Genomic DNA, 24,236 nt, shown 5'->3' on the forward strand with positions numbered 1-24,236 from the left:
GTAGAAAAAAAGCTTGAGAACGAGGCAGCTCTTTTTGACAAGTAGCTTCGATAAGTAGTTATTCTACAATCAAAAATTCTAACGAAGTTATCGAGATTTTTAACAAGCTAGGGTGAGCAGTTATTTACTACGATTGGTATAATTATGCTTTAACTGCTTCACAGTCATTTGAAGAAGTTAACGGTTTGAAGAATAGCTTTGTTTCTTCGATAACAACGTGGCGTAACAAAATCAGTCCGATTAGGTTCGGAATTGCCATTAGGCCGTTCACGATATCCGCCATTATCCAGATCATGTCGAGCTTTAAGAATGCACCAGAGGCAACCAAGGCGATGAAGATGATCTTGTAAGGCAATACTGCTTTGGTACCCAGTAAGAACACTACACAGCGCTCACCGTAGTAGTTCCAACCTAAAATTGTTGTAAACGCAAAGAAGATTAAGCCAACAGAAACCAACATAGGGCCAAGGGTGTCAGCATTCAAACCTACAGCGAATGCATGAGTGGTCATTGCAGCGCCAGAAAGGTCAGTCTGCCAAGCGCCCGTTAAGATAAGCGCCAGACCTGTCATCGTACAGATGATGATGGTATCGAAGAAGGTACCTGTCATAGAGACAAGCCCTTGTTTCACACATGAGTCTGTTTTAGCCGCAGCGGCTGCCATTGGTGCGCTACCTAGGCCTGATTCATTCGAGAACACGCCACGAGCGATGCCTGATTGGATAGCAAGCATGATGCTCGCGCCAAAGAAACCACCGGTTGCGGCTGTGTTGGTAAACGCAGAAGTCACAACAAGGGTAATGGCATTCAGTAGTTGGTCTGCATTTGAAACAAGAACGCTTAAACACGCGACGACGTACATCACCGCCATCGTAGGAACGACTTTCCCTGCTACTTTAGCGATAGATTGAATACCACCAAGGGTTACAACCGCCACGAGTATCGTGAGGACAACCGCTGACATTTCACGCGGGGCGCCAAATGAAATCTGAGTTGCATCTAAGATAGCGTTTACTTGTGGGAAGGTACCAATACCGAAGCAAGCAACACCGAGCGCGAAGACAGCGAACATTACCGCTAAGATTCGTGAGCCGACACCGTATTGCAGGTAGTACATTGGGCCACCAACCATTTCTCCATTGCTATCGGTTCTGCGGTATTTAACGGCAAGTAGGCATTCTGCGTATTTGGTCGCCATACCAAAGACAGCGGCAAGCCACATCCAGAATAGGGCACCAGGGCCACCAATCTTGATTGCGGTCGCTACACCAACGATGTTACCTGTACCAATAGTGGCAGAAAGCGCTGTACACAAAGCGGCGAAGCTTGATACGTCACCCGTACCGGATTTGTCTTTGCTGAACACCATTTTTAGCGCAGTTGGAAGGTGTCTAAACTGGAGTAAGCCTAAGCGAAAAGTAAAATAGATACCTGTACCCACTAGCAGAATAAGCAGTGGTGGTCCCCAAACGAATTGGTTGATGGTTTGTAGTGTAGCTTGTAGGTGGTTCATAGATTCCCCTTAATAAATATAAAATTTAAGGAGAAGAGGGAAGGCAGTGCAGATCACAGGGATCGGGAGCACTACTTAATACATACGAATTTCTAGATAGAATTCTTTTGTTAATTAAGGCTGTTGCTTTCCACTCCTCTGTCCTTTTGCCTGAGAGTTTCACTTAGCGAATCACTTATAGATAAGTAACGGGCACTAAGCTTGCTCCTTCGGCGACCGCTTGCTACAAAAAAGTAGTACGGTTCTCTCCAGAGGTTCCTCCAACGACAGTCCTCACTTTTCTGGATTTCTCCAGCACAAAGCGCCTGAAAGATTTACTTCTTCGGCGGGTTTATCTAACTAAATGTTAATATTTAGTTAAAAACCACTCTCCTGCAGTCTTCATCGGAACAATTACCTAAATATTTAGGTAATCTGTAAGCGTATCCTAGATCATATAAAATGTGATGTCAGCTACAAAATATCTGTTTGCTTAAATGTTGTTCAACTAAATGATCAAACAACGAGTCTCTGACGTAACTTGCTTATTTAAATGGTATAAAATAGAGAAACAAGGAGGAGTTATGACTCGATTAATAGCGATTGTTTTTTTATTGGCTTTGGCATTTGTACTGTTTCGTTACCGGACGAACGAAAAACTGCAAAAATGGGTAGTGATAGTTATCGTTAGCAGCTTCCTTTTGTATACTGCCAGCCTGATGATTTCAGAGTTAACTCGTTAAACCTATCTTTGAGCTGTGATCGGTAGGTATTAACGAGTTATCAAAGCTCAAGTGCTTCTGGCTTGGGCAATAGATTTAACTGAGTCTATTGTATCAGTATCAGTATCAGTATCAGTATCAGTATCAGTATCAGTGTCAGTATCAGTATCAGTGACCGTGTAACGTAAAAACAAATTTTTGGGAGTACCCGCTCGTGAACCAGCAATCTGGACAAAGCGAACAAGATGAAGTGGTTGTTATTGAAGAACGTGATAAACGTAGTCAGCTCTATATCGGCATTGCTGCGGTTATCGGTTTGGCGTTAGGCGGCTTAATCGGTTCTACAGTCACGGCTTCGAAGTGGGAGTCCACTTATCAGGTACTAGAAACTCGTTATCAAGAACTGCGTGATAGCAAAACGCAGTTGGTGACATCAGTTGAAGAGAAAGTGGCAAAAGTTGATACCGAAATCGATGCGAAAGTAGAAGCTGCTCTAGTGAAACAGGAAGAAGCGCATCAAAAAGAGCTTCAAGATTTAGCGAAACAGTCTGCAGTTTTGGAGAAGGCGAACTACTCGCTAGAACAGCAAATAAACGAACAGAAGCAAGCGTTAGAGCAAACTCAACAAAACAATCAAAAGTTGAGCCGTCAAGCTGATATGCAGTCGACTTTGTTTGAACGTTCGCGTGAGCTTTTCCGCAAAGAATTACAGATATCTCAAGAGCTTGAAAAACTCGAGAAAGAAAGAGATGACATCGAACAGAAACTTGGTTCTTTGAAACAAGCATGTGATGTTTTCTTGGATGGCACATCATGGGATGCAAAATCTGACGCTTGTGAGAAGCAGGATAACGCTAACTCGCGCTTGAGTGACATCAGACAAATGATTGAAGTTCACACCATGGATATCAAGCAGATCAAAACTCTCACTGAAGAGATGGGTCTATAAGCCCGGTACTTAATCTCATCAGCAATTAACTTGTTTGATTGTTGGTACTCAAACGCCCACATCATGTAAATGATGTGGGCGTTTTTGCGTTGCTCTACGCGACAATCTGTGAATTGTCCCTAAAATTTATTATCATATGCAACTAGTTGGCTCTTGGTGACTTTGCATGCATATTTAGATAACCGGAAAGCAGCACAATGGTCGCGATCAAGGATAAGCCCGCGGTTTACTATTACTTCGTGACTCGATAAATGTCTAAGGATGGATAATATAATGCATGAATACGAATGCGAAAACTGCCCAATAGTTTATTGCTTTGATGATTGCCATTCGCCACAAAAAGAGGCGAAAATTATAGACATTGAAGCGCTAGCGAAAAGAGCTGATGGAGAAACATCACAAAGCGTGAGAGTGACCAAAATCCTTCAGGATCTCGATCAGCAATAGGCTATATGTGATAGCTGTTGCTTAAGGCACCCAAGTAAACTATTCACTTGAGTCAAACATAAAAAATCCCCACCAACAAAGTTGGCAGGGATTCTAGATCAGTAGCATTATTGTTCTCGCTTTTTCAAGCAAAAGGGTAACTTCCTAGAAGTGACTGTTTTAGAACAATATCATTTTGCTACAAACTACTTCTCGTAAGTTTTGATTTCGCCTGATTTAACACGAGCAACGAACGATTGCAGTTCTTTCTTCACAACAGGCATCAAGAAGTACAGACCAAGAATGTTGAAGATAGACATTGCAAAAATAGCCGCATCAGAGAAGTCGATTACCGCGCCGAATTGAATCGTGGCACCAATCACAACAAACACACAAAACATCACTTTAAAAATCAGTTCAGTCGTTTTTCCTTCACCAAATAGGTAAGTCCAAGCCTTAAGACCGTAGTACGACCAAGAGATCATGGTAGAAAACGCAAACATGATTACCGCGAGAGCGAGTGTGTATTTGAACACTTCTGCCGTTTCGGTAAATGATGCAGCAGTAAGCGTTACACCCGTTAAACCAGAACCATCGAATGGACCCGTATTTAGACCAGCGATAGTGATAACCAATGCTGTCATTGTACAAATGATTACCGTATCAACGAACGGTTCTAATAGTGATACTAGACCTTCAGTGATTGGCTCTTTTGTTTTAACTGCTGAGTGAGCGATAGCTGCTGAACCTACACCTGCTTCGTTCGAGAACGTCGCACGTTTTAGACCTTGGATTAAAGCACCTATGAATCCACCAACTACACCTTCGCCGGTAAATGCACCTGTAAAGATTGCACTGAACGCAGGACCTACTTGATCAAGATTAGAACCGATAACAATCAGAGCCATACCGATATACAGAGCAGCCATCCAAGGAACAACTTTTTCCGTTACCGATGCGATAGAAGGCATACCACCAACAATCACAGAGAAAACTAAAGCAGCGAGTACAAGGCCAGTGATCACACCGTATTCACTCGGTACATCGAATGCGTAAGTTAACATGGCGTGTGCTTGGTTAGCTTGGAACATGTTGCCGCCGCCCAATGCGCCTAAAATACACATAAGTGCAAAACCAATAGCAAGGCCTTTACCGAGTCCACCCAATCCTCTTTCGCTTAGGCCTTGGCTTAGGTAGTACATTGGACCACCTGAAACAACACCTGAAGGTAGGATAGTTCGGTATTTCACACCTAGGGTACATTCACAGAACTTAGACGCCATACCCAGAAGACCACACAAGATCATCCAGAATGTCGCACCAGGACCACCAATTGCGAGTGCAGCACCCACACCGGCAATATTACCAAGCCCAACAGTTCCAGAAAGCGCGGTTGTTAACGCTTGAAAGTGAGAAACTTCCCCTTCGTGTTTGGAGTTAGGGTCTGTGTACTTACCTTTAATAATGTCTATTGCCATCCCGACACGTTTAAATTGAACAAAGCCAAAGTAAACAGTAAAGATGATCGCAGCGAGCAATAGCCAGCCAACAATAATCGGGAAGTTTGCTTCACCAAGCGGTACGCTTTTAAATATTAGTCCAACGAACCAACCTGTGTATTCGTTGAAAAAACCATCAACACTTTGACTTAAGTTACTGATAGTTTGATTAAATGATCCTTCTTCTGCAAATGCACTGGAACTAAATAATAATATAAACCCAAAAAATAATTCACGTATGTTTTTCATGGTTTTCCCTGTCTTTTTATTAAATTATGTTTGTTGCTGTTGTGTTTTTTCTATTTGTTTTTTTACGTTTCAGTGACTCATCTACTTCATTCGACGGCAACATAAACGGCTGTAGCTAGGTCGAAAAACGAAATAAATATAAGTACTGATCTTGCTTTATATGGATATCCTTTTGGTATGTGCACCAATTAGACTATGGCATTCGGCCTGCCAAGTCCTACTGATAATCCTATACACAAAAATAATGCCCTTAAAGAATTTTTTACAATAAATTTACAATTGTTCGGGTTTTGTCATTGTTTGGGAATAAGCAGGTGTTTTTTAGGCTGGAAAAGTATATGCAGTAGCTGTTATAGCGATGGGTATGGTGAATGATCTAGGGTGGCGATAGGGAAGTCGGCGAGTTTGAATGTACGATATATGCTTGAGAGGTGTTTAAACAATTGATGGACGAAGTTGTAATCGGGGCTGAGGGCGTTAAAGCGCCTTATATTGAAGTGACCCAGTAAAATTGGTCATTCTTGTTAAACGGCTTTCAAGGCTCGGGATTGATGCGCTAGGGCTTGTTCTTCATACTAAAATGCCACCGCAAATCTGCAGTGGCATTTGAATGACAACAAACCATCATGTAAATCTTTAACTACAGCTCTAATACACACTATAGCTCTAATACAAACTATAGCTCTAACAGTTTGGCTAATTCACGCTCTTCGAGAAGTTCTTCAATGCGTTGACGAGCCTTAGGCCCTTCAGCTTGTGCTTTGGTTGACTTGCCGGCTTTTTTGCTGCGGCTCGTTTTTGTTTTTTCCTTAGTTGTCATCGTAACCTTCCTTGTATTTTTTATCTTACAGGTTGCATGTCTCTTTTAGAGCTTTACCTGCTTTAAATGCTGGTGTTTTTGACGCTGAGATTTGAATCTCTTCTCCAGTTCTTGGATTGCGACCAGTGCGAGCAGCGCGGCTATTTACTTTGAAGCTACCAAACCCAAGGATCGATACATCATCGCCATTTGCAAGCGTAGTCGAGATGCCTTCAACGAGTGCATTGAGTGCTGTGCCTGCTTGCTCTTTTGATATGTCAGCGGAAGTTGCGATGTGTTCAACTAATTGAGATTTGTTCATATTTTAATTTCCTTATCGAGTTCGTATGGTGTCTAGCTTTTGCAAACTAGTTGTTTGAATCTACCAATATGAACTGAAGTTATGTCATTGCTAGGATTGAACTTTGTAAAGTAACAAACGATGTTGATTATAAAAACATATCACGCCTCATTCAATGCAAATCATTGAGTATTGCCTGTTTTCGGCCAGTTATGGACAGTGAGTCATGAAAATGAGCATCGTTTTGTTTTAATTAATTCATGATGTCAATTAAAGTTGATATTTGGCTGCATGCAGAACAGACGAAAAAGCCCAGCGTGTGTGCTGGGCTCATACTTTTTGTGAAGCAATTGGTTTTTGAAGCTAGCTGTTTTTTGAAGCAATCGTTTGAAGCAAATGAGTATTTGAAGCGGTTTCGTACTCGGAGCTAACGTAACGAAAACTACTTAGTAATAAAGATCTGTTCCGTTTCTAGCGAGGTCATAGAACGAACTTGGCGCCAAATGTAGTAGAAGATACCTAACATCATCAACATACTCGGGATAGCGATGGCCGGGTAGCTGTAAAGTGTCAGCTTCCCCAATTCTTCATTAAAAGCTGCAGTACCAGCCGGGCTAGTGACAATCCAAGTCGCTAGAAAGTAGTTCATCGCAGAAGAAAACGCGAAGGTACTAGCGAATAGGTAGTTTGACTTCATTAGGCAACGATTAAACTCTGCTTGGTTACCGAACTGTCTTAAACGCTCTTCGATTAGAGATATGTTTAACAGTGCCGGTGTGAAGATAACTTTCTGGATAAACGGGTAGCGAGTGAAGGTTGATCCAAGAACCGCTAAACCAATTAGGCCGGGTATTAATGCTTCTTTTAGTGCTAACCAACGAGTGTCGAGTTCGAAGAAGCCAATACCGCCGGTTAATAGCACGCTGATAAAGCCAAGTGCCGCAATGAAGTTAAACTTCTTGTTGCGGATTAACTCCATACCACCGTAAGCAATAGGGAAGGCAAGGGCGACAAGTAGTGCTAAGCCAGTTCCTAGGTGTTCCTCTCCACTGAACTTCATTAAGATAAATGAAGGAAGAAAGACGTTAAATACGACTTCGAAAAGAGGACTCGATTTTTTGTTTTCTGTACTACTCATAATTTCTAAATACATTATGTTATGGATTTATTCTCAGGGATTGTTGTTTACCTCGCTCAAGATGTAAAGCCTTAAGACGTCATGCTGTGTAACGACATGTGACATCAACGACATCCCAGAGCTTATTTATGGGTAATTCAGCAATTTCGTGTCTGAGTTCTGGACTAACTTGGGGCTTATTGTGTGAAAGCCGTGGCTTGGTGAGTCAATTTCTATGAACTCAATAGCCAAGTTTTTCGCGTTTTTTGCTTTGATCCATAATCATCAAATCACCTAAGGCTACAAAGGCATCTCCATATAATTGGAAACATGATAGGCAAATTGCTTGCGATGTTTTGGTTATGTTATAACATAACTTTAAGCGTTCTCTTACTGAGAATAACGATCCTGTCGGTAAGAGAAAAACGATAAGCATGTATCAAGGAGATGACGTAATGAATGCTGTGTTAACTAAACCTTTGGCAGCCCATAATAATCAGCCACTTAACATTAGTTCAGCTGTGGATATCAAGGATCAGGTGGATCATGATCCATGCTTTAGTACTTCTGAGCAGCCAACGGTACTGGCTGACATCTACCAAAGCGATATCAACATCGCGATTTGGCAGCGTACATTTGATGCTGACTTAACAAGTGCCATTTGTGAGTTTATGGCGTCGAATCCAAACTTTAGTAAGTCTATTAGCCTGTCACCCGATAACGCTTTTGAGAAATTAGAGTTTGCGACAGGCGGAACGGCTTCTAAAGCGCTATTAGAAAACATGGCAGAGTTAGTGGATATGTTCTGTTGCTTGTTCGAACTTGAAGACGTAGGGCTGCGTCTAGCCGTTCTGAATAAAGCGATGTGTCCCCGTTTCCATTTTGACCAAGTACCTTGCCGCTTAGTGACGACGTATCATGGTGTCGCGACTCAATGGCTACAGAATGACTCGGTCGATCGTTCAAAGTTAGGTCGTGGAAGCAACGGGCAACCCGATTCTGCTTCAGGCTTATATGCTCATGAATCTGATATTCAACAAATGGTGAGTGGTGATGTGGCGTTGCTGAAAGGAGAGAGTTGGAGTGGCAATGAAAATGCGGGTCTTGTACATCGTTCTCCCGTCACTTCATCTGCCGAGACGCGATTGTTGCTGACGCTAGATTTCGGCTAATAAGCTATTTTATGAGATGAGATGAGATGAGATGAGATGAGATGAGCAAGCGACTAAGTGCAGCTTGCTCTTATTCGTTTAAGCGAAGACGCGGATACGGTGTCCGTCTGGATCCACAGCAAGAAAGTTGATGCCGTAAACCGACTCTTCTGGATCTTGTTCAAACTGAATGCCTTTTTCTTTCCATGCTTGATAAAGATTTTCCAGTGTTTCTTTATCTGCGATAGGCATAGAAAGCTCAGTACCGCCGCCCTTGATGTTACTTGCTGGTGTTAGAACGTCAGCCTGCTTGAGGGTGATTTTAACGTTGTCTGCAAAATCTAGGGCAGCAAAGGTGGGTGATAAAAGCTTTGGCTCGCAATCAAATGCTTTGGCATAAAAGTCCATGCTGCGATGAATGTCTGCGACATAAAGAACAAATGAATCAATGGTAAACATAATAACTCCTAGGCTGATCAATTTGATTTGCAATGTGGTTTCTGAGTTAACTCGTTTCGTCTCTGAGCAACTTGACTTTCATCGAGTTCGCTCGGCTTGAGAGAGATATAACGCGTGCTAGTGACAGTTTTTGTCAGTAGTGAATCACTTTATCTGCAATACCTTCTATGTTCTGCCAATCTTTGATCAAGTCATGACGCGGGCGCTGATATTTTTCTTTGAGCATTTTCCATTCAGCTATTCTATCTAGCCTAAAATTCCGATACGCATTTCGCGTTTCACACCAAGCGACCAAGACATAGTGTTGTTCGAATAAGCCAATCAACATTGGCCAAACGATTCTTGAACTCACATTAGCTTTTGCGTCTGTGTAATGGAGCTCAGCTTTGTTCTGCTGCTTAATTGCCAACTTGATGTCTGACAGTTCAATAGTTAACTCTGCAACCTCAATGATTGAAGCAACACGGACAATGTCTTCACTGCGTTTGGCCTGGTGGTCAGCAGGCAACACCGCAGAAATCTTAGCAATGGCATTTCTAGCCGATTCACTGAATTCACCATTGGCTTGCTTGGCGACCCATTCAGCGCCAAGCCGTAACGCTTCCAATTCTTCCGTTGAAAACATCATTGGTGGGAGAGTGAAGGTAGGTTTCAATTGATAACCCACTCCAGCTTCACCATCAATTTCAGCACCTTGTGTTTGCAGCGTCACGACATCGCGATAAATGGTGCGAGTACTCACGTTTAGCTCGCTAGCCAAGTAGTCAGCGGAAACTGGGTATTTATGACAGCGCAATAATTGGAGCAGATCGAAGAGACGTTGACTTCGGGACATAGGAAAACTCTGAGTACTTAACAGTTTGTAAGATTAATGGATTGAGAATACTAACGCCATCTACATTAAGATAAATGAAGCAAAAGGCTCGGCATTTTATTTTCTTATTAACGTTATTCAACCTTAGCGTATGTCGTTCGTCGGCTAGAGTTGATCTGGATCTAATTTTTGGCCCGCATTTATCGATAATACAAGAGGTTAGCACGTTTAATTATTTATTTTAACATGTAAAATAAATGGTGCTTGCAAACTGTGTTGGTGACAAATTTGTCGCCGCGGTTTTTTACTTCCAAATTATAGGTTTTCTATGTTAAAGAAACTCTCGCTCAAAAATAAGCTGGCGATCTCTGCCAGTATGGCCATTATCCTGGGGGGGATTTTGGTCGAGGTATTGTCTTTTCGTGCTTCACTGCAACGTTTAGATATTGAAGTTGAACAGCGCTTAGAGGGGGCATCCGCTTCTTACAATCAATATGTATCGGATTGGATCTTATCCAAAGAGCGTGCGCTCACTTCACTTTCGAAAGAGTCCAAACAAGAAAGCTTGGTAACTCACCTAAAACAGGTCCGTGATTCTGCCTCTTTTGATAATGTCTTCCTGGCATTCCCTGACGGTTCACAAAAGAATGCGAATGGTGTTGTGTTGCCACCAGGCAATGATGATCCACGCGTATGGGGTTGGTACACCAATGCGGTTGCGAATCCAAGTAAAGTGTTCATGGACAACCCAACGGTTGCAGCGGCAACGGGCGCTAACGTTGTGTCGCTGGGTACCGCAATGCAATTACATGGTCAGCAGGTCGTGTTGGGTGCAGACGTAGAAATTACCGACATCCTTAATAGCCTTGAAAAGGTAATCCTTCCGGGCGAAGGTTACATGTTCATCGCGACCAATAAAGGCACGGTTTACACGCACGCAGATACTAAGCTACTGAACAAGAATATCAGCTCGCTTGGGTTGAATTTCTCCGATGTACAAAAGGCGTTGGTGAGCGGTAAAGATACTTCTATCGATTTGAACGGCAGTGACTATGTTTTGTATGCACGAGCGATTGATGGTACCAACCTGATTACCATCAGTGTTGTTAATCATGACTCTTTGGTTGCACCGTTATTTGATGCAGTACTCGGCCAAGTTTTAGTGACATTACTGGTCGTGATTGTATGTACCATTTTGTTTAACCTTTTGTGTACTATTCTATTCCGACCGTTGAACCACGTATCTCAAGCATTAGCGCAGATCGCTAATGGTAGTGGTGATTTAACTCAGCGTATTCATGTTGAGAACCAAGATGAAGTAGGAGAACTAGCACAGAACTTCAACACTTTTGTAGGCAGTTTACAGCAGTTGATTGGGCATATTCGTGGGCAATCAGAGCAACTAAACAACCAGTCTGAGAAAAGTACTCAGCGAGCGAATCGTTCGGTGGACGAGCTTAATCATCAACAGCAAGAGATCACCATGGTGGCGACGGCTGTAACGGAAATGGCGAGCGCAACGCAAGAGATTGCATCGCATGCCGAGCAAACAGCAAAAGCGGCGCAAGATTCAGCGACAAGCACTAACAGCGGTCACGCTCTGGTTGTGGATACCAAAGGTTCGATCAATAACCTTGCCAATGAAGTGAATGAAGCGGGTAATGTGATCAGCGAGCTAAACAAGCATGCTCAAGAGATCTCGACGGTACTTGCTACGATTCAAGGTATTGCAGAACAAACTAACTTGCTTGCTTTGAATGCTGCGATTGAAGCGGCGCGTGCTGGTGAGCAAGGTCGTGGTTTTGCTGTGGTTGCAGATGAAGTACGTGTGCTTTCTCAACGCACTCACTCTTCTACAGAAGAGATAAAGTCAACGATTGATGTTTTACAGCGCACAACGGCTCAAGCGGTTGATCTTATGGAGAGCAGTTCTAAACTGGCAATACATTCCGTAGAAGATGCTGACCGAGCTTCGCATGCGCTAGAAGAGATCAACACAGCGGTGGCTTTGATTAGTGATATGGCGACTCAAATCGCCACGGCTGCTGAAGAGCAAACGCATGTGACGGGTGAAATTACCCAAAACATTACGACCATTAAAGATGTTACTGACCACTTGGTTGTGGGCGCACAGGACAGCTTAACTGAGTCGAACGAACTTAAAAGCCAAGCCGCTGGTTTAAGTGACAAAGTGGCGACTTTTAAGCTTGCTTAACTGTTTCACTCACTGATGCCTGATCAGTGAGTGATTGTTAAGCAATAAGTCAAAGCGACGTAGATTACGTCGCTTTTTTTGTGTCTGTGAACCATACAATTCTTTATTAATCAGTTTCTGAAAACTCTCTAAGCGCGCTCATTGCTTCGTCTGCTTTCTCTTTTTGAACGAAGATATGGTCATGGTAACAACCAGCAATCACGTTGGCGCTAATGCCGTATGAGCCTAGCTTGGTGGCAAAGGCCGCTGTTAATCCAACTGCTTCAAGACTGGAGTGTACCGACAAAGTGATCAGGCTAAATACACTATCGAAATCGAGTTGCTCTTGGCGTGCGGCATCCTCAGTGAGCACCAAGGTTAAGCCTTCTTTTTCACGAAAGGTCGCGATTGGTTCGAGTTGAACATAATCTGCCAATCCCCCGTCTACAGTACAAAAAACGTAATCACCTTCAATGAGCTCTGGTGACATGGACTTTAGCAGAATGTTTAAATCGGTAATGGCGGTCATCGTCTTTTTCCCTGCGTAATCGCGTTTGTTTATGGTGTTGGATCATGCAGCCAAGATAGAATTTAGCTCTGCATAAGTAAAATTAATAATACTTATTCCACATCAGCATCGTTAATGAGAGAGCTTGTCTACCAGCTTGTTGATTGCCCCATCTCGCTAGATAAATGATCGATAAAGGCTCTTAACAGCGGAGTGACTTGCTTTCGGGTTCCGTAAACAGCGTGTACTCCGAGTGTTTTAGGTTGCCACTCAGGAAGTAATGACACTAAAAGACCATCTCGTATCAAGCCTTCGACGGAAGGGAAGGGCAATATGCTGATCCCATTGCCTTTAAGTGTGGCAGACAACAATACCTCAGAGGTGTTGGCACTGATATTCCCTTTAATCGGCACTGATTCCAATCCGTTCGGGCCATTAAACGTCCACGCGGTTTTACCAAAGTAACTGAATGACAGACAGTTGTGGTGCGCTAAATCTTGTGCGTTTGATGGCGCGCCTTTCTCTTTTAGATATTGAGGAGATGCGCAAATCACCGAGCGACATTCACCTAGCTGCTTAGCGACAATATTGGGCGTCAGTTCGTTGGTAATGCGAATTGCTAAATCGATACGTGACTCAACAAGATTGACCGTTTGATCGGTAGAAACGATATCAATCGAGATATCTGGCCATTTAGCGATGAAGCTGCTGATCACCTCCATCAAGAAACTGTCGACAATGGAATAACTCGCGGTAATACGCAGTTGGCCCTTCAAGTGTTCTCGGCTTTGGTTTCTGATACCTGCTAACGATGCTTCAAGGGCAAGCAGCTCTCTCGCGACTTCAAGCGTCTCTTTCCCCGCACTGGTTAAGCTCAAGCTTCGAGTGGTTCTATGAAGCAGGCGTGTGTCCATCCAGTTTTCGAGTTCACCCAAATAGCGCGTGACTTTGGTTCGAGAGAGATCAAGGTGTTCGGCTGCGGCACTCAAACTGCCACGCTCCACTATGGTGACAAAGACATTCATTGCCTCGAGTTTATCCATTGTTCTTATTACCCAAATGATTTTTGAATCTAATAGCTACTGGAAAATTATTATATGTCCGAAAATCGCAACAGTGAAAGTTGATTTGATGTCTATTTCATCTAAATCCAATCAAATAAGATGTTTGCACACTCAATGAGTTGGCAGGCGTTCAGCTCTTAATAACGGAATCAAGCTATGAAAAAGTTATCTAAAATCCTTGTATCAAGAACCGCGCTTTTAGGATCAATGAATTTAGGAGCCATGCTAGCTGCATCGAGTGTAGTCTCTGCTACTGAGCTAAACATCACTCATTACAATCCGGGTGAAAACGCGATATTCCCCGCAAGCTCTGTGTTGGTCGCGGGTGAGAAGGAAGTGATTTTGTTTGATGCGCAATTTAGCGTCGCAGATGGGCAAAAGTTGGTGGATCAAATCAAAGCGACTGGCAAAGAGTTGTCGATGGTTTACATCAGCAGCGGCGACCCAGATTTCTACTTTGGCTTAGAACCGATTGTGGCTGCGTTTCCAAACGTCGAGATCGTAGCTAGTGAAGCGGTTGTTGCACATATCAAACGCACTAAAGATGCAAAGCTCGAATACTGGGGCCCAATCTTAGAAGACAACGCACCGTCTAAAATCATTGTTCCAACCGTGCTTAACGACACTACGTTGAGCATAGAAGGTGAAGCTATCGAAGTGAGAGAAATTAATACACACCAAGCTTACCTGTGGGTTCCATCTGAAAAGACCGTGTTTGGTGGTGTGTCGGTGTATAGCGGTGTGCATGTATGGATGGCAGATACTGCATCGAAAGAGATTCGTAGCCAGTGGTCACAATCATTAGAGCGTATGAAAGAACTTGAGCCTGAAGTTGTCATTCCGGGTCACTACTTAGGTGAAATGCCAACGGGTACTAATGGCGTTCAATTTACATTGGATTACGTGGCTGATATTGAAAAGGCGTTAGCAAGCACAAGCAATCCAACGTCTGTAGATATCAGTGATTACATGAAGACTGCTTACCCGCAATTTAAGGCAACGGAAGGCGACCTAGAGCTGGGTGCCAAAGTGTTAAGCGGTGAGATGGAGTGGCACTAAGTTCATTATCTCGGTTGTATCTCAGAAAAGCTTGAAGATTGTGTGCTAGATTTAAGTTGATACACAACTGGAGATATCGATGGTCTGGCTTTCGGTGAAGGTACTACAGATTGGACTTGTCTACGGATACAGGAAGTATCAAAAAACGAAAAGAGCGCCTATTTAGGGGCTCTTTTTTTGATGTATTAGAAGCATGTGGAAAGAAAACTCACCATTGTCCGGTTTAATACTAAGTATCTAAATTGACTCTGAAATCTAACATCATCAATAAGCGAATTTATGTTGAAAATAGAACCCAATACTCCTCACATCGGTGCACGTATCCATGGTGTCGATCTCGCCACATGCAGTGCGACTGAACTCGATGAGATTTATCAGGCACTGATTACACATCAAGTGGTTTTTCTCGATGAGCAAATCCTTTCGCCCGAGCAACACTTGATGATTGCAGAGCGATTTGGAAAGCTCGAACCTGCGCATCCTTTCTTTCCTCGCGTCGAAAGCGCACCTCAAGTGAGTGTGATTGAAACAACCCGTGGCAATGCACCCATGGAAAGCTATTGGCATACCGACTTAACGTGGCGTAGCCTGCCATCTAAAGCTTCTTTGTTGCATGCTCGGCATGTGCCCAGTGCTGGAGGGGATACGATTTGGTGTTCGATGACCGCTGTGTTTGATTCATTAGATGAAATCATGAAGGCTAAGTTGAGAGGGTTGTCTGCGACTCATTCGCTGGTGGCTTTTGAAGGCATAGAACCGGATCAGATAGAGCTTGATTGGCACAAGTCGTTAATCAAAACCGCACAGGAAAATCCACCAGTAATCCATCCAGTTGTTCAAAGCCATCCGGAAACGGGTAAAGAAACACTGTATATCAATGAGCAGTTTACCCGTTATATCAACGAACTTGATCGTCAAGAGAGCGATGAGCTGCTCTGTCATCTGTTTGAAATTGCTCGACGTCCAGAGTTTCAGGTGCGCTTCAAATGGAAGAAGGGATCAATAGCGATATGGGATAACAGAGTAACGCAGCATTATGCGGTGATTGATTACGGCGATACTCCAAGAAAGATGCATCGCGTTACAGTGACATAATGCAAACTAAGAGGCGCACCGCTTGCTAAGGCGCGTTATTGGTGTAGGCGTGAGCGTATAAATCTGAATTACGAAGGGATATTGTCTGAATCAAAGTATGAAACCGAGACTTTATCCATCTAAATCAATAATAAAATTAAAAGCGTTGATACATATTTGATTGAAAGCTCACTGCTCTGAGGAGATGTGTAATATACTCAGCGGAAAACATAAGAACCAACATTAAATTTTAGACTTTGTAAACGTCAAGGCTTAGTAAATAAAGTATTTGTATGAACGCTATTCGTAAAGTTTATCAGTACGCAGAACCTAACCTAACTCTTGTGGGTTGGATGGGCTTTGTCGGTTTCCCTGCTTACTACATTGTATGGGAATTCTTGTTTCCGCAACCCTATGAAAATTTGGCCCTGCGTCTATTTTGCTCGGTATTATTCCTGGGGATTGTCGTTCGTAATCGTGTTTCATTTGTTTGGCGAAAGTACCTTCCGGCTTATTATCAAGTCGCTATCACCCTCTGCTTACCGTGTTTTTTCTTTTACATGCTGCTGATGAATAACTGGTCCAACGTATGGGTTATGTCTTTCATGTCGGCCATTTTCCTCCATATTCTACTAGTTCACGTGACCCGAGTGATGTTTGCACAAACCTTTGCCGGGATAGGGATTGCTACCTTGTGTGCATGGGTGGCACAAGGCTTCTACTTAGAGCTCACCATGAATTGGACGCATGTACCAATCTTCTTATTTATCTATTTGTTCGGTAACTTATTTTACTTCCGCAATCAGGTGGAACACGAGAATAAGGTGTCATTGGCGAAATCTTTTGGGGCCGGTATCGCGCACGAGATGCGAAATCCTCTGAGTGGTTTACTGACCTCTATTGATGTCATGCAGTCCATACTGCCAAATCCGAAAAGTGGTGATCACAAAGGGCAATACGCTTTAAGTAATGAAGAAGTCATACAGTTACGTGAAGTGGGCGATGAAGCGATGGAGATCATTCATTCAGGTAACGAGACGATTGACCTGCTATTGACTTCAATTGATGAAAACCGAGTATCTCGCTCTACGTTTAAGAAAAATTCAGCTCAAGCGGTGATCGAAGGGGCAATAGACAGCTTTAACTATAAGCGCTCGGCCGACAAATCGGCGATCTCTTTAGATGTACAAAGTAACTTTGACTTCTTGGGCAGTGATACCTTGTTGAAATACGTGATGTATAACTTGTTCAAAAACGCATTCCATCATCGCAGCCCTGAAGATTTTCACATTCATGTCACCATGTGCAGTGATGACGTGACCAATCAAATTATGGTTACCGATAATGGAGCCGGTATTTCAAACGATGTTATTCGTCGTATTTTTCAAGACTTCTACACGACAGGCCAATCGGGTAACTACGGTTTAGGTTTGCCATTTTGTCAGAAGGTCATGCGCTCGTTTGGTGGTGAGATTAAATGTCAGTCTGAAGTGGAACAGTGGACGCAGTTCACTATGACTTTCCCATCTTTGACTTCTCACTCTGTGAAGGAAATTAAGAGTGAGCTCACTAAGCTAAAGACAGTGTTGATGGTCAGTGACCAGAAAGTGCTCTCTAATAAAATTACTGATACGTCACGTTTTATGGGGTTTGACCTCACCGTATTAGACGTTGTATCAGCACTTAAAAATAAGGAATATCAATTTGAGTTCGATCTGATTTTCGTTGATATGGAGAGCTTAGATTTAAGAGCCAATTACCTCGATAGAGTTGAATCTTTGCTATCGTTCACTCAAGCGCGAATCATCTATTTGTATGAGCATCACCCCGTGAAGCGTGTTCGCAACGTTGCTTTTGAACCGATTTGGGTGGAAACACAAGTTTGGCTACTTAATACCAAGGCGACCATCGAGCGCTTACTTTTCGATTCCAATTACGTGTTGCCATCGGTGGCTGTAAAACCACTTGAGGCGACTAATAAACGCACGATAATGGTGGTAGACGACAACGAATCTTTGCGCCGTTTTACCGCAATGTTATTAGAAAAGCAGGGCTTTGATGTTGTGCAGAAAGAAGATGGCCAACAAGCGTTAGATGCTTTGGATACCGAGGATGTTGATTTGATTCTGATGGATATCGAGATGCCGATTATGGATGGTATTGAAGCTTCTCGTCGAATCCGCAGTGCTGCCAAAGAATACTCTTCAGTGCCGATTATTGCTCACACGGGCGACAGTTCCCCAGTGACATTGGAAAAAATGGAATCGTCAGGCATGTCAGACTTTATTGTGAAACCGGCAGATAAAACCCGATTGTTCGACAAAATTGCACACTGGATTTGATTGGTTTCAGCGCTTTGTTATCCAGTTATCCTAAATATATACAAGAAAGAGCTCAGCAATTCGCTGGGCTCTTTTTGTATCGCGACATGATAGTTACATGCAGTCTTGCCGTTCAACGCTACAAATAGCAAGCTGCTATCAACAAGCTTCTAGCAAAAGGTTACACGAACTCTAACTCCGGATGATTGTATGCCTCATGACAAACGGTGAGAACATGATCAATATCACTAGGTGTCATGTCGGCATTGACTGAAAAGCGGATGATGTTTTTGTTCCTACCCGTAGCGGGGCGACAAAAAACAGCACCGAACACATCACGCTGTTCGAGGAAATCGCGAACACGCTCGGTGTTTCTTTCACTGCCGCACTCTAATGCCACAATTTGAGACTCGCTGCGGATATTAAAGCCTATTCGTTTGAGGCCGGTAGTAAGTGATTTAGAGCGATTGAATAAGGCTTGTCGTTTGTCTTCTGCACCTTTTATTACCTCTAATGTTTTCTCTAAACGAACCACTTCTTGTGGTAATACCGTCGAACTGAAAATCGCGGGATAAGCAACAAACGGTAAGGTTTCTGAAAGCAGTTTTGGCCCAAGGATCGCGCCTGCACGATAAGCAAAGGTTTTAGCCAAACTAACGGTAATGAAGTCGACTTGGTTAGTGAGACCCAATGCGTGAACTAAGCCAGCACCATTCTCCCCATGCGTGCCCAATGAATGCGATTCATCAACGACAACGGCACAATCAAACTCCTGCGCCATTTCGTAGATGTCGCGTAGTGGGGCGATGGTCCCAATGGTGCTGTAAACTGAATCGACCACAATAACGCCTGTGCCGTGGCGCTCTAGCTGTTTGCGCAGGTGATGCATATTGTTATGCATAAACGGGTGGGCAATGCCGCCAGCGGCACGAATGCCTTCCCATAGCGACATGTGGGCAAAAAAGTCGATATACACAGGTGTGCTCGGAGGGCAGATCGTTTGAAGTAACCCAATATTAGCCGCCCAACCCGACTGAGAAAGTAAACAGCTTTCCATTCCGACATAGTTCGCGAGTTCGGTTTCAAATGCAGGTTTAGACTCTTCATCTTGTAAGAAAATAGCAGACATCACTACGTTGTCATCGTGTTCGATGATCGCCGCTTGATGAGCCTCTTGGATCGGTTTGTTGTGTGACAGTGCTAAGTAATCATTGCTCTGCATTACAACGGCGTTGCGCTGAGGTCGTTTACCCAACACCAAGTGCTTTTGGCTTTGGTTCTGGGTAATGAGGTCTTGAATATAGAAGTTCAAGCGTTCTTCGATAAAGGAAGGTAGTGGTTTGTTTTTTGTTGTATCACTCATAATTATTCTCTTCAAATACGGGAAAACGCCAGCGCCGGCGGTTGTATATTGAAGTTAAAAAGTGATGTGTCATTAGTCAGTTTGCATAATTTTGTATGTGCTAGCAAACTCAGTATTTAAAGGTATCGAAGCGAGTCATTTTCCTTACGGTGCGGGGCTTTAACCTAGATAAGATAGGAATGATAGCCTTCTTTTTTATGATAAAACGCTATTAAAATTAGGTATTCGAATGACCATGAAAAAGTCGATTCTGAAAAGCTTTGATGTCCTAGCTGCGTATTATGAACTGGAACGTATTAGCTATGAAAGTGAATCAGTTCGATTAAGTCGTTCAATTCCTGCTTGGCTTTTCCCTCTAACGAGTAACCAATATTGATGCGTAAGCAATTGCTGTAAAGGTCATGAGTGCTAAACAGGTGCCCCAGCCTGATATCAATGTTGTGGTCGGCAACTGCCTTAGCAAAGCTTGATTGGTTCAAATTTGGTATTTGTAGCCAAAGTACCATGCCACCTTGTGGGTTACTTATCTTTACTCCTTGAGGAAGGTGCTGAGCCAAATAACTTAGGTATTGCTGGCGCAAAGAGAGGAGCTGAGTACACCTTCTTCTAACGTGTTTTGCGTATTGACCAGATTCGATAAAGTCAGCAACCGCAAGCTGAGTGGGCAGGGCGACGCCATAGCTTGCAGCAGAAAACTGAGCCTTGTATTCGTTAATGAACATCCCTGGTAAGCACCATCCTAATCGGTAACTCGGTGACAAGCTTTTCGATATTGAACCACACCATAGTACATAGCCGCCTTTGTCGTAGTATTTCGCGGGGAGTGGAGTGTGTGAGGAATAAGAAAGTTCCAGATACACATCATCTTCAATGATCGGTACTTGATAGTGATTCGCTAATTCAGCAAGCTTTTGTTTTTGACTAGCCGACATGTTGATCCCTTGAGGGTTCATATGAGAGGTACAAAAAATCGCGGCATCCACTCGTTTATTCTTCAAATGTGCTTCTAATTGTTGCAAGTCGATACCGTCATCTAGAGATGGGATCTCGATGATTTGTCGCGACATCTTTCCGAGCAACTCCAGAATGCCGTTGAAACAAGGTGAACTAATCGCGATGGTGTCGCCTTCTTTGGTGCACGATTCAAGTGCAGCCTTAATCGCAGACATACAGCCTGCCGTAATCACCATCTCTTCAGGTGAAAAGTGTACATCGAGCTTGGCAAAGTGAGTGGATAATGCCTGACGTAACATTGGCTCACCTTGTGTATCTGGGTAATGGTTTAGCCTGCTGCTCATACGCCGAATAGCGCGGCGAAAACTGCGTTCCAGTTCAACAATCGACTGTTCATCATTGGCGGTGCTAGACACCCCTAAAGGTCCATTGATTGAGCTGTGAGTCGATGAGGTTAGCTTGACGCTCGACACTTTACTTTCAAACTGTGCCCACTCTGGGGTTGAACGAGCAGGTTTATGAGGAGAAACAAAATACCCTGCTTGCGGTCGAGAGTGTATCCAGCCTTGTGATTCCAGTTCTTGGTAGCAGCTCACCACGGTCGACATGCTGATGGCTTGTTGTTTAGCTAATTGACGCAGCGAAGGCATGCGTCCACCTTCGGGTCTTTTCCCCGTTTCAATCTCATCAATAAACTGATTGGCTAGCTTTCTGTAGATGCTCATGGTCACGACCGTTGTTAACTGTACTGGTTTTTATTGTAAAAATTGTATCTGTACTGGTTTTATTGATCAAGGGATACTCATTCAAAACAAAGGAGGGGTCAGTATGAAAAGAAATGATTTGTTGTTAGCGGTGTTCGTGATGGCAATTTGGGGATTCAATTTCTCGATGATCAAAATGGGTGTGACCAACGTTCATCCATTATTAGCAACAGCCGCGCGTTTTTCGCTAGCGGTGATTCCGGTGATATTTTTTGTAGCAAGACCGAATGTCGCGTGGCGTTATTTAGTGAGTTATGGCTTTGTGTTTGGTGTGGGCATCTGGGGCATGGCTTCATGGTCAATCACTGCTGGGTTATCTTCTGGGCTTTCGTCGGTTTTGCTTTCAACCAATATGTTAATTGGCATGGCGGTTGGCGTGTGGGTGTTTAAGGAGAGTGCGTCGGTTCGTAAGTTAATGGGTGCGATGTTAGCCATGTGCGCGTTGGCGGTGCTGGTTTCCGCAGCAACGGGCAACATCACCGTTAATGGCGTGATTCTTATTATGATCGCAGCGTTTAGTTGGACGTTAATGGGCGTGATTGTTAAAGCGTCTAAAACCACTCAGGCTTTTGCGTTTAACGTGTGGGGCATGCTATTTGCGCCAGTTCCATTAGTGTTGTTTGCGGTGATGCTGCACGGTGACCAAATTATTTGGCAGGCGATAGAACAATGGGATTGGAACGCAACGATTGCTGTGTTGTTTCAGGCTTACCCAACCACGCTATTCGGTTACTGGGTGTGGAATAAACTGTTAATCCAATACCCGTTAAGCACGACAGCGCCGTTAACCTTGTTAGTGCCAATTTTCGCATTGATCAGCGGTTACTTTATGTATGACGAGGTGCTGTCAGTTGCTCAAGTTGTGGCATCTGTACTGTTTCTAGTCGGTATCGGTTTGATTGTGAAGCCTGCTAAGGCTTCTAATACTCAAGCTACAGCGAAACTCGCACAACAAAAGTGACGGATAAGCGAGGGTATTCGATAAAAAGGATAAGGCTCAAATGCTTTGAATAACAAATAAGGCCTCGCACTTGCGAGGTCTTACTTTGTTTCGAAGAAATGAAGTTATTTTAAGAATCAAATAACTAGCTCTCTCTTAACTCGCTCGAATTAAGAACTCTATTAACTAAGCGATCAGGTAACTAAGCAATCAATCAAGTAATCATACACGTAAGTAATTGGCGCTCTAGGTCTTCATTTATTTCATGAGCGATCACTTCAATTCTGGTTTCTGCACACTCATCAAGTTCCGATTCCGTCAAACCGTCTTCTGTTAAGTTGTAGCCAAAGATACCACTTGGGGTAATGAATACCGCTTTCATTCGTTCAGCTTTTAATCCTATTAAAAAGTGTCTCAAACGCTGCTGGTCAAACAGTTTCTCTGCTGAGAATCGCCAACCAACGCTTTCAAAACCTTCACCTTGGTTGGTCGCTTTGATCATGCCGCTTTCTGGCATCGGTAATTCTGAAGCGAGCAGCTTTTCTTGTTTATGGGCGTGGTGGTGGTGCGCTTGTTGATTGAAGAAATGAGTGTCTCCTTCGAACTCTTCAAAAGGGATTTTTCCATGGTGAGCAAAGATCAACTTAGTATTCGGCTGACAAATCTCGGTGACGTATTCAGCCAGTTTCTCTGCGTCGCCATCTTGATATAAGTCGACTTTGTTACCCACCACGGTATCGGCAATGGTGATTTGCTGATTGAAGGTATCGTGATCTGAGTAGCGAGAATCAGAGAGCTTACGCGCATCGACTAAAGTAACGTTTTTCTGCAGTGATAGTACTTTACGATAATGCTCAGAACACAAAACTTGTAGCACTTCTTTAGGGTGACCAAGCCCTGTTGGTTCGATTAACAAGCGATCTGGTTTGGCTTCGCTAAGCAGTTGATTGAGCGCGATTTGCATCGGTAAACCTGCCGCGCAACACATGCAACCGCCGGGTACTTCACGAATGAACACTTGTTGTTTGGTCTGGTTGCCTTGAATCAAACTGCCATCAACGCCGATTTCTCCAAACTCATTCACTAACACTGCCCAGCGTTCATTTACTGGCTTGTTCGTCATTAAGTTGAGAATCGCAGAGGTTTTTCCTACTCCCAGGAACCCGGTAATAATATTGGTTGGAATACCTAACATCGGTGACTTATCAGAGCTCATTGACAATTCTCCTATAGCCTTGAACTAGGGTGTGGTTGGCTGAAACCACAGACTCTGAAAACGCAGAGTACTCAGGTGGTACTGTCGAAATGCTATTTAAATCAAACCCTGAGCCTATATTGGTCATTGGTGGAACGTGGAAGTGCTCCGGTAAGTTGAGCCCATCTACCACACAGTTGTGTCGAATGACGCAACCTCTACCAATTACAGCATTGAATACCACTGAGTTGAAGCCAATAAATACGTCGTCACAAACTTCACAAGGGCCATGTATGATCGAACGATGGGCAATAGAAGAACGCTCTCCGATGGTAACTGCTGCTCCTGCTTTTGAGTGAATAACCACACCATCTTGAATATTGGTATCGCGCTTAATCACAATCGCTTCCATACCACCTTGTTCGTTAACCTCGTCGGCACGAATGACGGCGTAGGGTCCGATAAACACGTTATCTTCAATGATGACTTTACCGCAGATGATAGCAGTCGGATCAATAAATGCAGTTTCCGACACGTTGGGCATATGGCCGCTTGGGTTTCTTCTTAACATATAGATTTCTTGTTTTAATGAGTTAATTTACATTTGTATTATCTTAATTGTTCTTGATTTTGAGCGATGACTGACCCGCTTACATTATGGGTAACAATTTGGATGGGACAATCTCGAAAACTGGCGTCTAGATCGTGATGCATGGTTGTAGAGTCGTTGTGGATCAAACTTAGATCTAGTAGTGAGTTTTGTCTTAAATTATCAACAATCGTGATGTTATAACATATCGCCAAGTTGAGTAAACGTACTTT

The 24,236-nt window shown here is 43.4% G+C and carries 21 protein-coding genes and 1 riboswitch; of the genes, 8 read left to right on the plus strand and 13 right to left on the minus strand.

What is annotated here, in order from left to right; genetic code table 11:
- Window positions 1-142 precede the first annotated feature (142 nt).
- Complete coding sequence (locus tag K08M4_RS06370) at window positions 143-1,513, minus strand: alanine/glycine:cation symporter family protein (RefSeq protein ID WP_086049244.1); 1,371 nt, start codon at window positions 1,511-1,513, stop codon at window positions 143-145.
- Between the two features lie 128 nt (window positions 1,514-1,641).
- Window positions 1,642-1,775, minus strand: a riboswitch (glycine riboswitch).
- A 301-nt stretch (window positions 1,776-2,076) separates the two neighbouring features.
- On the opposite strand from K08M4_RS06370, the gene K08M4_RS22075 reads away from it, so the two are divergent.
- Complete coding sequence (locus tag K08M4_RS22075; protein WP_004733573.1) at window positions 2,077-2,235, plus strand: hypothetical protein; 159 nt, start codon at window positions 2,077-2,079, stop codon at window positions 2,233-2,235.
- Window positions 2,236-2,428: 193 nt separating this feature from the next.
- On the plus strand, window positions 2,429-3,163 hold the full coding sequence (locus K08M4_RS06380; RefSeq protein ID WP_086049245.1) for a chromosome partitioning protein ParA: 735 nt from the start codon (window positions 2,429-2,431) through the stop codon (window positions 3,161-3,163).
- 632 nt (window positions 3,164-3,795) lie between these two features.
- Here the strand turns inward: K08M4_RS06380 and K08M4_RS06385 are convergent.
- The 4 genes from K08M4_RS06385 to K08M4_RS06395 all read right to left on the minus strand — a co-directional run bounded on the left by K08M4_RS06385 (window position 3,796) and on the right by K08M4_RS06395 (window position 7,575).
- Window positions 3,796-5,337 carry an alanine/glycine:cation symporter family protein gene (locus K08M4_RS06385; protein ID WP_086049246.1) on the minus strand — a complete coding sequence of 514 codons (1,542 nt, stop codon included), beginning with the start codon at window positions 5,335-5,337 and terminating at the stop codon, window positions 3,796-3,798.
- Window positions 5,338-6,013: 676 nt separating this feature from the next.
- Entirely contained in the window at window positions 6,014-6,157 is a 144-nt protein-coding gene (locus tag K08M4_RS22080; RefSeq protein ID WP_009846967.1) for a hypothetical protein, read from the minus strand.
- 25 nt (window positions 6,158-6,182) lie between these two features.
- Window positions 6,183-6,458 carry an HU family DNA-binding protein gene (locus tag K08M4_RS06390; protein ID WP_009846966.1) on the minus strand — a complete coding sequence of 92 codons (276 nt, stop codon included), beginning with the start codon at window positions 6,456-6,458 and terminating at the stop codon, window positions 6,183-6,185.
- Between the two features lie 421 nt (window positions 6,459-6,879).
- Window positions 6,880-7,575 (minus strand): VC0807 family protein, encoded by a 696-nt coding sequence (locus tag K08M4_RS06395; protein WP_086049247.1) that lies wholly within the window; start codon window positions 7,573-7,575, stop codon window positions 6,880-6,882.
- Window positions 7,576-8,009: 434 nt separating this feature from the next.
- Between K08M4_RS06395 and K08M4_RS06400 the strand changes: the two genes are divergently transcribed.
- Window positions 8,010-8,726, plus strand: coding sequence for a DUF1826 domain-containing protein (locus K08M4_RS06400; RefSeq protein ID WP_086049248.1), 717 nt, complete (start codon window positions 8,010-8,012; stop codon window positions 8,724-8,726).
- A 78-nt stretch (window positions 8,727-8,804) separates the two neighbouring features.
- Here K08M4_RS06400 and K08M4_RS06405 read toward each other — a convergent pair whose 3' ends face one another.
- Window positions 8,805-9,164 (minus strand): VOC family protein, encoded by a 360-nt coding sequence (locus K08M4_RS06405; protein ID WP_086049249.1) that lies wholly within the window; start codon window positions 9,162-9,164, stop codon window positions 8,805-8,807.
- Between the two features lie 133 nt (window positions 9,165-9,297).
- On the minus strand, window positions 9,298-9,999 hold the full coding sequence (locus tag K08M4_RS06410) for a helix-turn-helix transcriptional regulator (protein ID WP_086049250.1): 702 nt from the start codon (window positions 9,997-9,999) through the stop codon (window positions 9,298-9,300).
- Window positions 10,000-10,306: 307 nt separating this feature from the next.
- On the opposite strand from K08M4_RS06410, the gene K08M4_RS06415 reads away from it, so the two are divergent.
- Window positions 10,307-12,193, plus strand: coding sequence for a methyl-accepting chemotaxis protein (locus tag K08M4_RS06415; protein WP_086049251.1), 1,887 nt, complete (start codon window positions 10,307-10,309; stop codon window positions 12,191-12,193).
- A gap of 106 nt (window positions 12,194-12,299) precedes the next feature.
- On the opposite strand, the gene K08M4_RS06420 is transcribed toward K08M4_RS06415, so the two are convergent.
- Together K08M4_RS06420 and K08M4_RS06425 are read right to left on the minus strand one after the other, a co-directional pair.
- On the minus strand, window positions 12,300-12,701 hold the full coding sequence (locus K08M4_RS06420; RefSeq protein WP_086049252.1) for an ACT domain-containing protein: 402 nt from the start codon (window positions 12,699-12,701) through the stop codon (window positions 12,300-12,302).
- Window positions 12,702-12,829: 128 nt separating this feature from the next.
- Window positions 12,830-13,723 (minus strand): LysR family transcriptional regulator, encoded by an 894-nt coding sequence (locus tag K08M4_RS06425; protein WP_086049253.1) that lies wholly within the window; start codon window positions 13,721-13,723, stop codon window positions 12,830-12,832.
- 177 nt (window positions 13,724-13,900) lie between these two features.
- Between K08M4_RS06425 and K08M4_RS06430 the strand changes: the two genes are divergently transcribed.
- The 3 genes from K08M4_RS06430 (at window position 13,901) to K08M4_RS06440 (ending at window position 18,219) form a co-directional block, all read left to right on the plus strand.
- The gene (locus K08M4_RS06430) at window positions 13,901-14,803 is read left to right on the plus strand and encodes a Vmh family MBL fold metallo-hydrolase (protein WP_086049254.1); all 903 of its coding nucleotides are present in this window, start codon (window positions 13,901-13,903) and stop codon (window positions 14,801-14,803) included.
- A 279-nt stretch (window positions 14,804-15,082) separates the two neighbouring features.
- Window positions 15,083-15,898 carry a TauD/TfdA dioxygenase family protein gene (locus tag K08M4_RS06435; protein WP_086049255.1) on the plus strand — a complete coding sequence of 272 codons (816 nt, stop codon included), beginning with the start codon at window positions 15,083-15,085 and terminating at the stop codon, window positions 15,896-15,898.
- Between the two features lie 272 nt (window positions 15,899-16,170).
- A complete protein-coding gene (locus tag K08M4_RS06440; RefSeq protein WP_086049256.1) occupies window positions 16,171-18,219 on the plus strand; it encodes an ATP-binding response regulator in 2,049 nt (682 codons plus the stop codon).
- A gap of 160 nt (window positions 18,220-18,379) precedes the next feature.
- Here K08M4_RS06440 and cqsA read toward each other — a convergent pair whose 3' ends face one another.
- Entirely contained in the window at window positions 18,380-19,561 is a 1,182-nt protein-coding gene (gene cqsA / locus K08M4_RS06445) for an alpha-hydroxyketone-type quorum-sensing autoinducer synthase (protein ID WP_086049257.1), read from the minus strand.
- Window positions 19,562-19,857: 296 nt separating this feature from the next.
- Complete coding sequence (locus K08M4_RS06450; protein ID WP_086049258.1) at window positions 19,858-21,240, minus strand: aminotransferase-like domain-containing protein; 1,383 nt, start codon at window positions 21,238-21,240, stop codon at window positions 19,858-19,860.
- A gap of 103 nt (window positions 21,241-21,343) precedes the next feature.
- On the opposite strand from K08M4_RS06450, the gene K08M4_RS06455 reads away from it, so the two are divergent.
- The gene (locus K08M4_RS06455; protein WP_086049259.1) at window positions 21,344-22,240 is read left to right on the plus strand and encodes an EamA family transporter; all 897 of its coding nucleotides are present in this window, start codon (window positions 21,344-21,346) and stop codon (window positions 22,238-22,240) included.
- Between the two features lie 193 nt (window positions 22,241-22,433).
- On the opposite strand, the gene K08M4_RS06460 is transcribed toward K08M4_RS06455, so the two are convergent.
- Window positions 22,434-23,435, minus strand: a complete 1,002-nt coding sequence (locus K08M4_RS06460) for a CobW family GTP-binding protein (protein WP_086049260.1) — start codon at window positions 23,433-23,435, stop codon at window positions 22,434-22,436.
- Window positions 23,425-23,985, minus strand: a complete 561-nt coding sequence (locus tag K08M4_RS06465) for an LbetaH domain-containing protein (RefSeq protein ID WP_086049261.1) — start codon at window positions 23,983-23,985, stop codon at window positions 23,425-23,427. Before K08M4_RS06465 ends, K08M4_RS06460 begins: the two co-directional genes overlap by 11 nt.
- Window positions 23,986-24,236: the final 251 nt, after the last annotated feature.

The organism is Vibrio syngnathi (assembly GCF_002119525.1).
Lineage (GTDB): Bacteria > Pseudomonadota > Gammaproteobacteria > Enterobacterales > Vibrionaceae > Vibrio > Vibrio syngnathi.

What these genes read in the sequence shown, in the direction of transcription:
- K08M4_RS06370 (WP_086049244.1), bottom strand. Translation starts at nt 1,513, where the DNA reads ATGAACCACCTACAAGCTACACTACAAACCATCAACCAATTCGTTTGG.
- K08M4_RS22075 (WP_004733573.1), top strand. Translation starts at nt 2,077, where the DNA reads ATGACTCGATTAATAGCGATTGTTTTTTTATTGGCTTTGGCATTTGTA.
- K08M4_RS06385 (WP_086049246.1), bottom strand. Translation starts at nt 5,337, where the DNA reads ATGAAAAACATACGTGAATTATTTTTTGGGTTTATATTATTATTTAGT.
- K08M4_RS22080 (WP_009846967.1), bottom strand. Translation starts at nt 6,157, where the DNA reads ATGACAACTAAGGAAAAAACAAAAACGAGCCGCAGCAAAAAAGCCGGC.
- K08M4_RS06390 (WP_009846966.1), bottom strand. Translation starts at nt 6,458, where the DNA reads ATGAACAAATCTCAATTAGTTGAACACATCGCAACTTCCGCTGACATA.
- K08M4_RS06395 (WP_086049247.1), bottom strand. Translation starts at nt 7,575, where the DNA reads ATGAGTAGTACAGAAAACAAAAAATCGAGTCCTCTTTTCGAAGTCGTA.
- K08M4_RS06400 (WP_086049248.1), top strand. Translation starts at nt 8,010, where the DNA reads ATGAATGCTGTGTTAACTAAACCTTTGGCAGCCCATAATAATCAGCCA.
- K08M4_RS06405 (WP_086049249.1), bottom strand. Translation starts at nt 9,164, where the DNA reads ATGTTTACCATTGATTCATTTGTTCTTTATGTCGCAGACATTCATCGC.
- K08M4_RS06410 (WP_086049250.1), bottom strand. Translation starts at nt 9,999, where the DNA reads ATGTCCCGAAGTCAACGTCTCTTCGATCTGCTCCAATTATTGCGCTGT.
- K08M4_RS06415 (WP_086049251.1), top strand. Translation starts at nt 10,307, where the DNA reads ATGTTAAAGAAACTCTCGCTCAAAAATAAGCTGGCGATCTCTGCCAGT.
- K08M4_RS06420 (WP_086049252.1), bottom strand. Translation starts at nt 12,701, where the DNA reads ATGACCGCCATTACCGATTTAAACATTCTGCTAAAGTCCATGTCACCA.
- K08M4_RS06425 (WP_086049253.1), bottom strand. Translation starts at nt 13,723, where the DNA reads ATGGATAAACTCGAGGCAATGAATGTCTTTGTCACCATAGTGGAGCGT.
- K08M4_RS06430 (WP_086049254.1), top strand. Translation starts at nt 13,901, where the DNA reads ATGAAAAAGTTATCTAAAATCCTTGTATCAAGAACCGCGCTTTTAGGA.
- K08M4_RS06435 (WP_086049255.1), top strand. Translation starts at nt 15,083, where the DNA reads ATGTTGAAAATAGAACCCAATACTCCTCACATCGGTGCACGTATCCAT.
- K08M4_RS06440 (WP_086049256.1), top strand. Translation starts at nt 16,171, where the DNA reads ATGAACGCTATTCGTAAAGTTTATCAGTACGCAGAACCTAACCTAACT.
- cqsA (WP_086049257.1), bottom strand. Translation starts at nt 19,561, where the DNA reads ATGAGTGATACAACAAAAAACAAACCACTACCTTCCTTTATCGAAGAA.
- K08M4_RS06450 (WP_086049258.1), bottom strand. Translation starts at nt 21,240, where the DNA reads ATGAGCATCTACAGAAAGCTAGCCAATCAGTTTATTGATGAGATTGAA.
- K08M4_RS06455 (WP_086049259.1), top strand. Translation starts at nt 21,344, where the DNA reads ATGAAAAGAAATGATTTGTTGTTAGCGGTGTTCGTGATGGCAATTTGG.
- K08M4_RS06460 (WP_086049260.1), bottom strand. Translation starts at nt 23,435, where the DNA reads ATGAGCTCTGATAAGTCACCGATGTTAGGTATTCCAACCAATATTATT.
- K08M4_RS06465 (WP_086049261.1), bottom strand. Translation starts at nt 23,985, where the DNA reads ATGTTAAGAAGAAACCCAAGCGGCCATATGCCCAACGTGTCGGAAACT.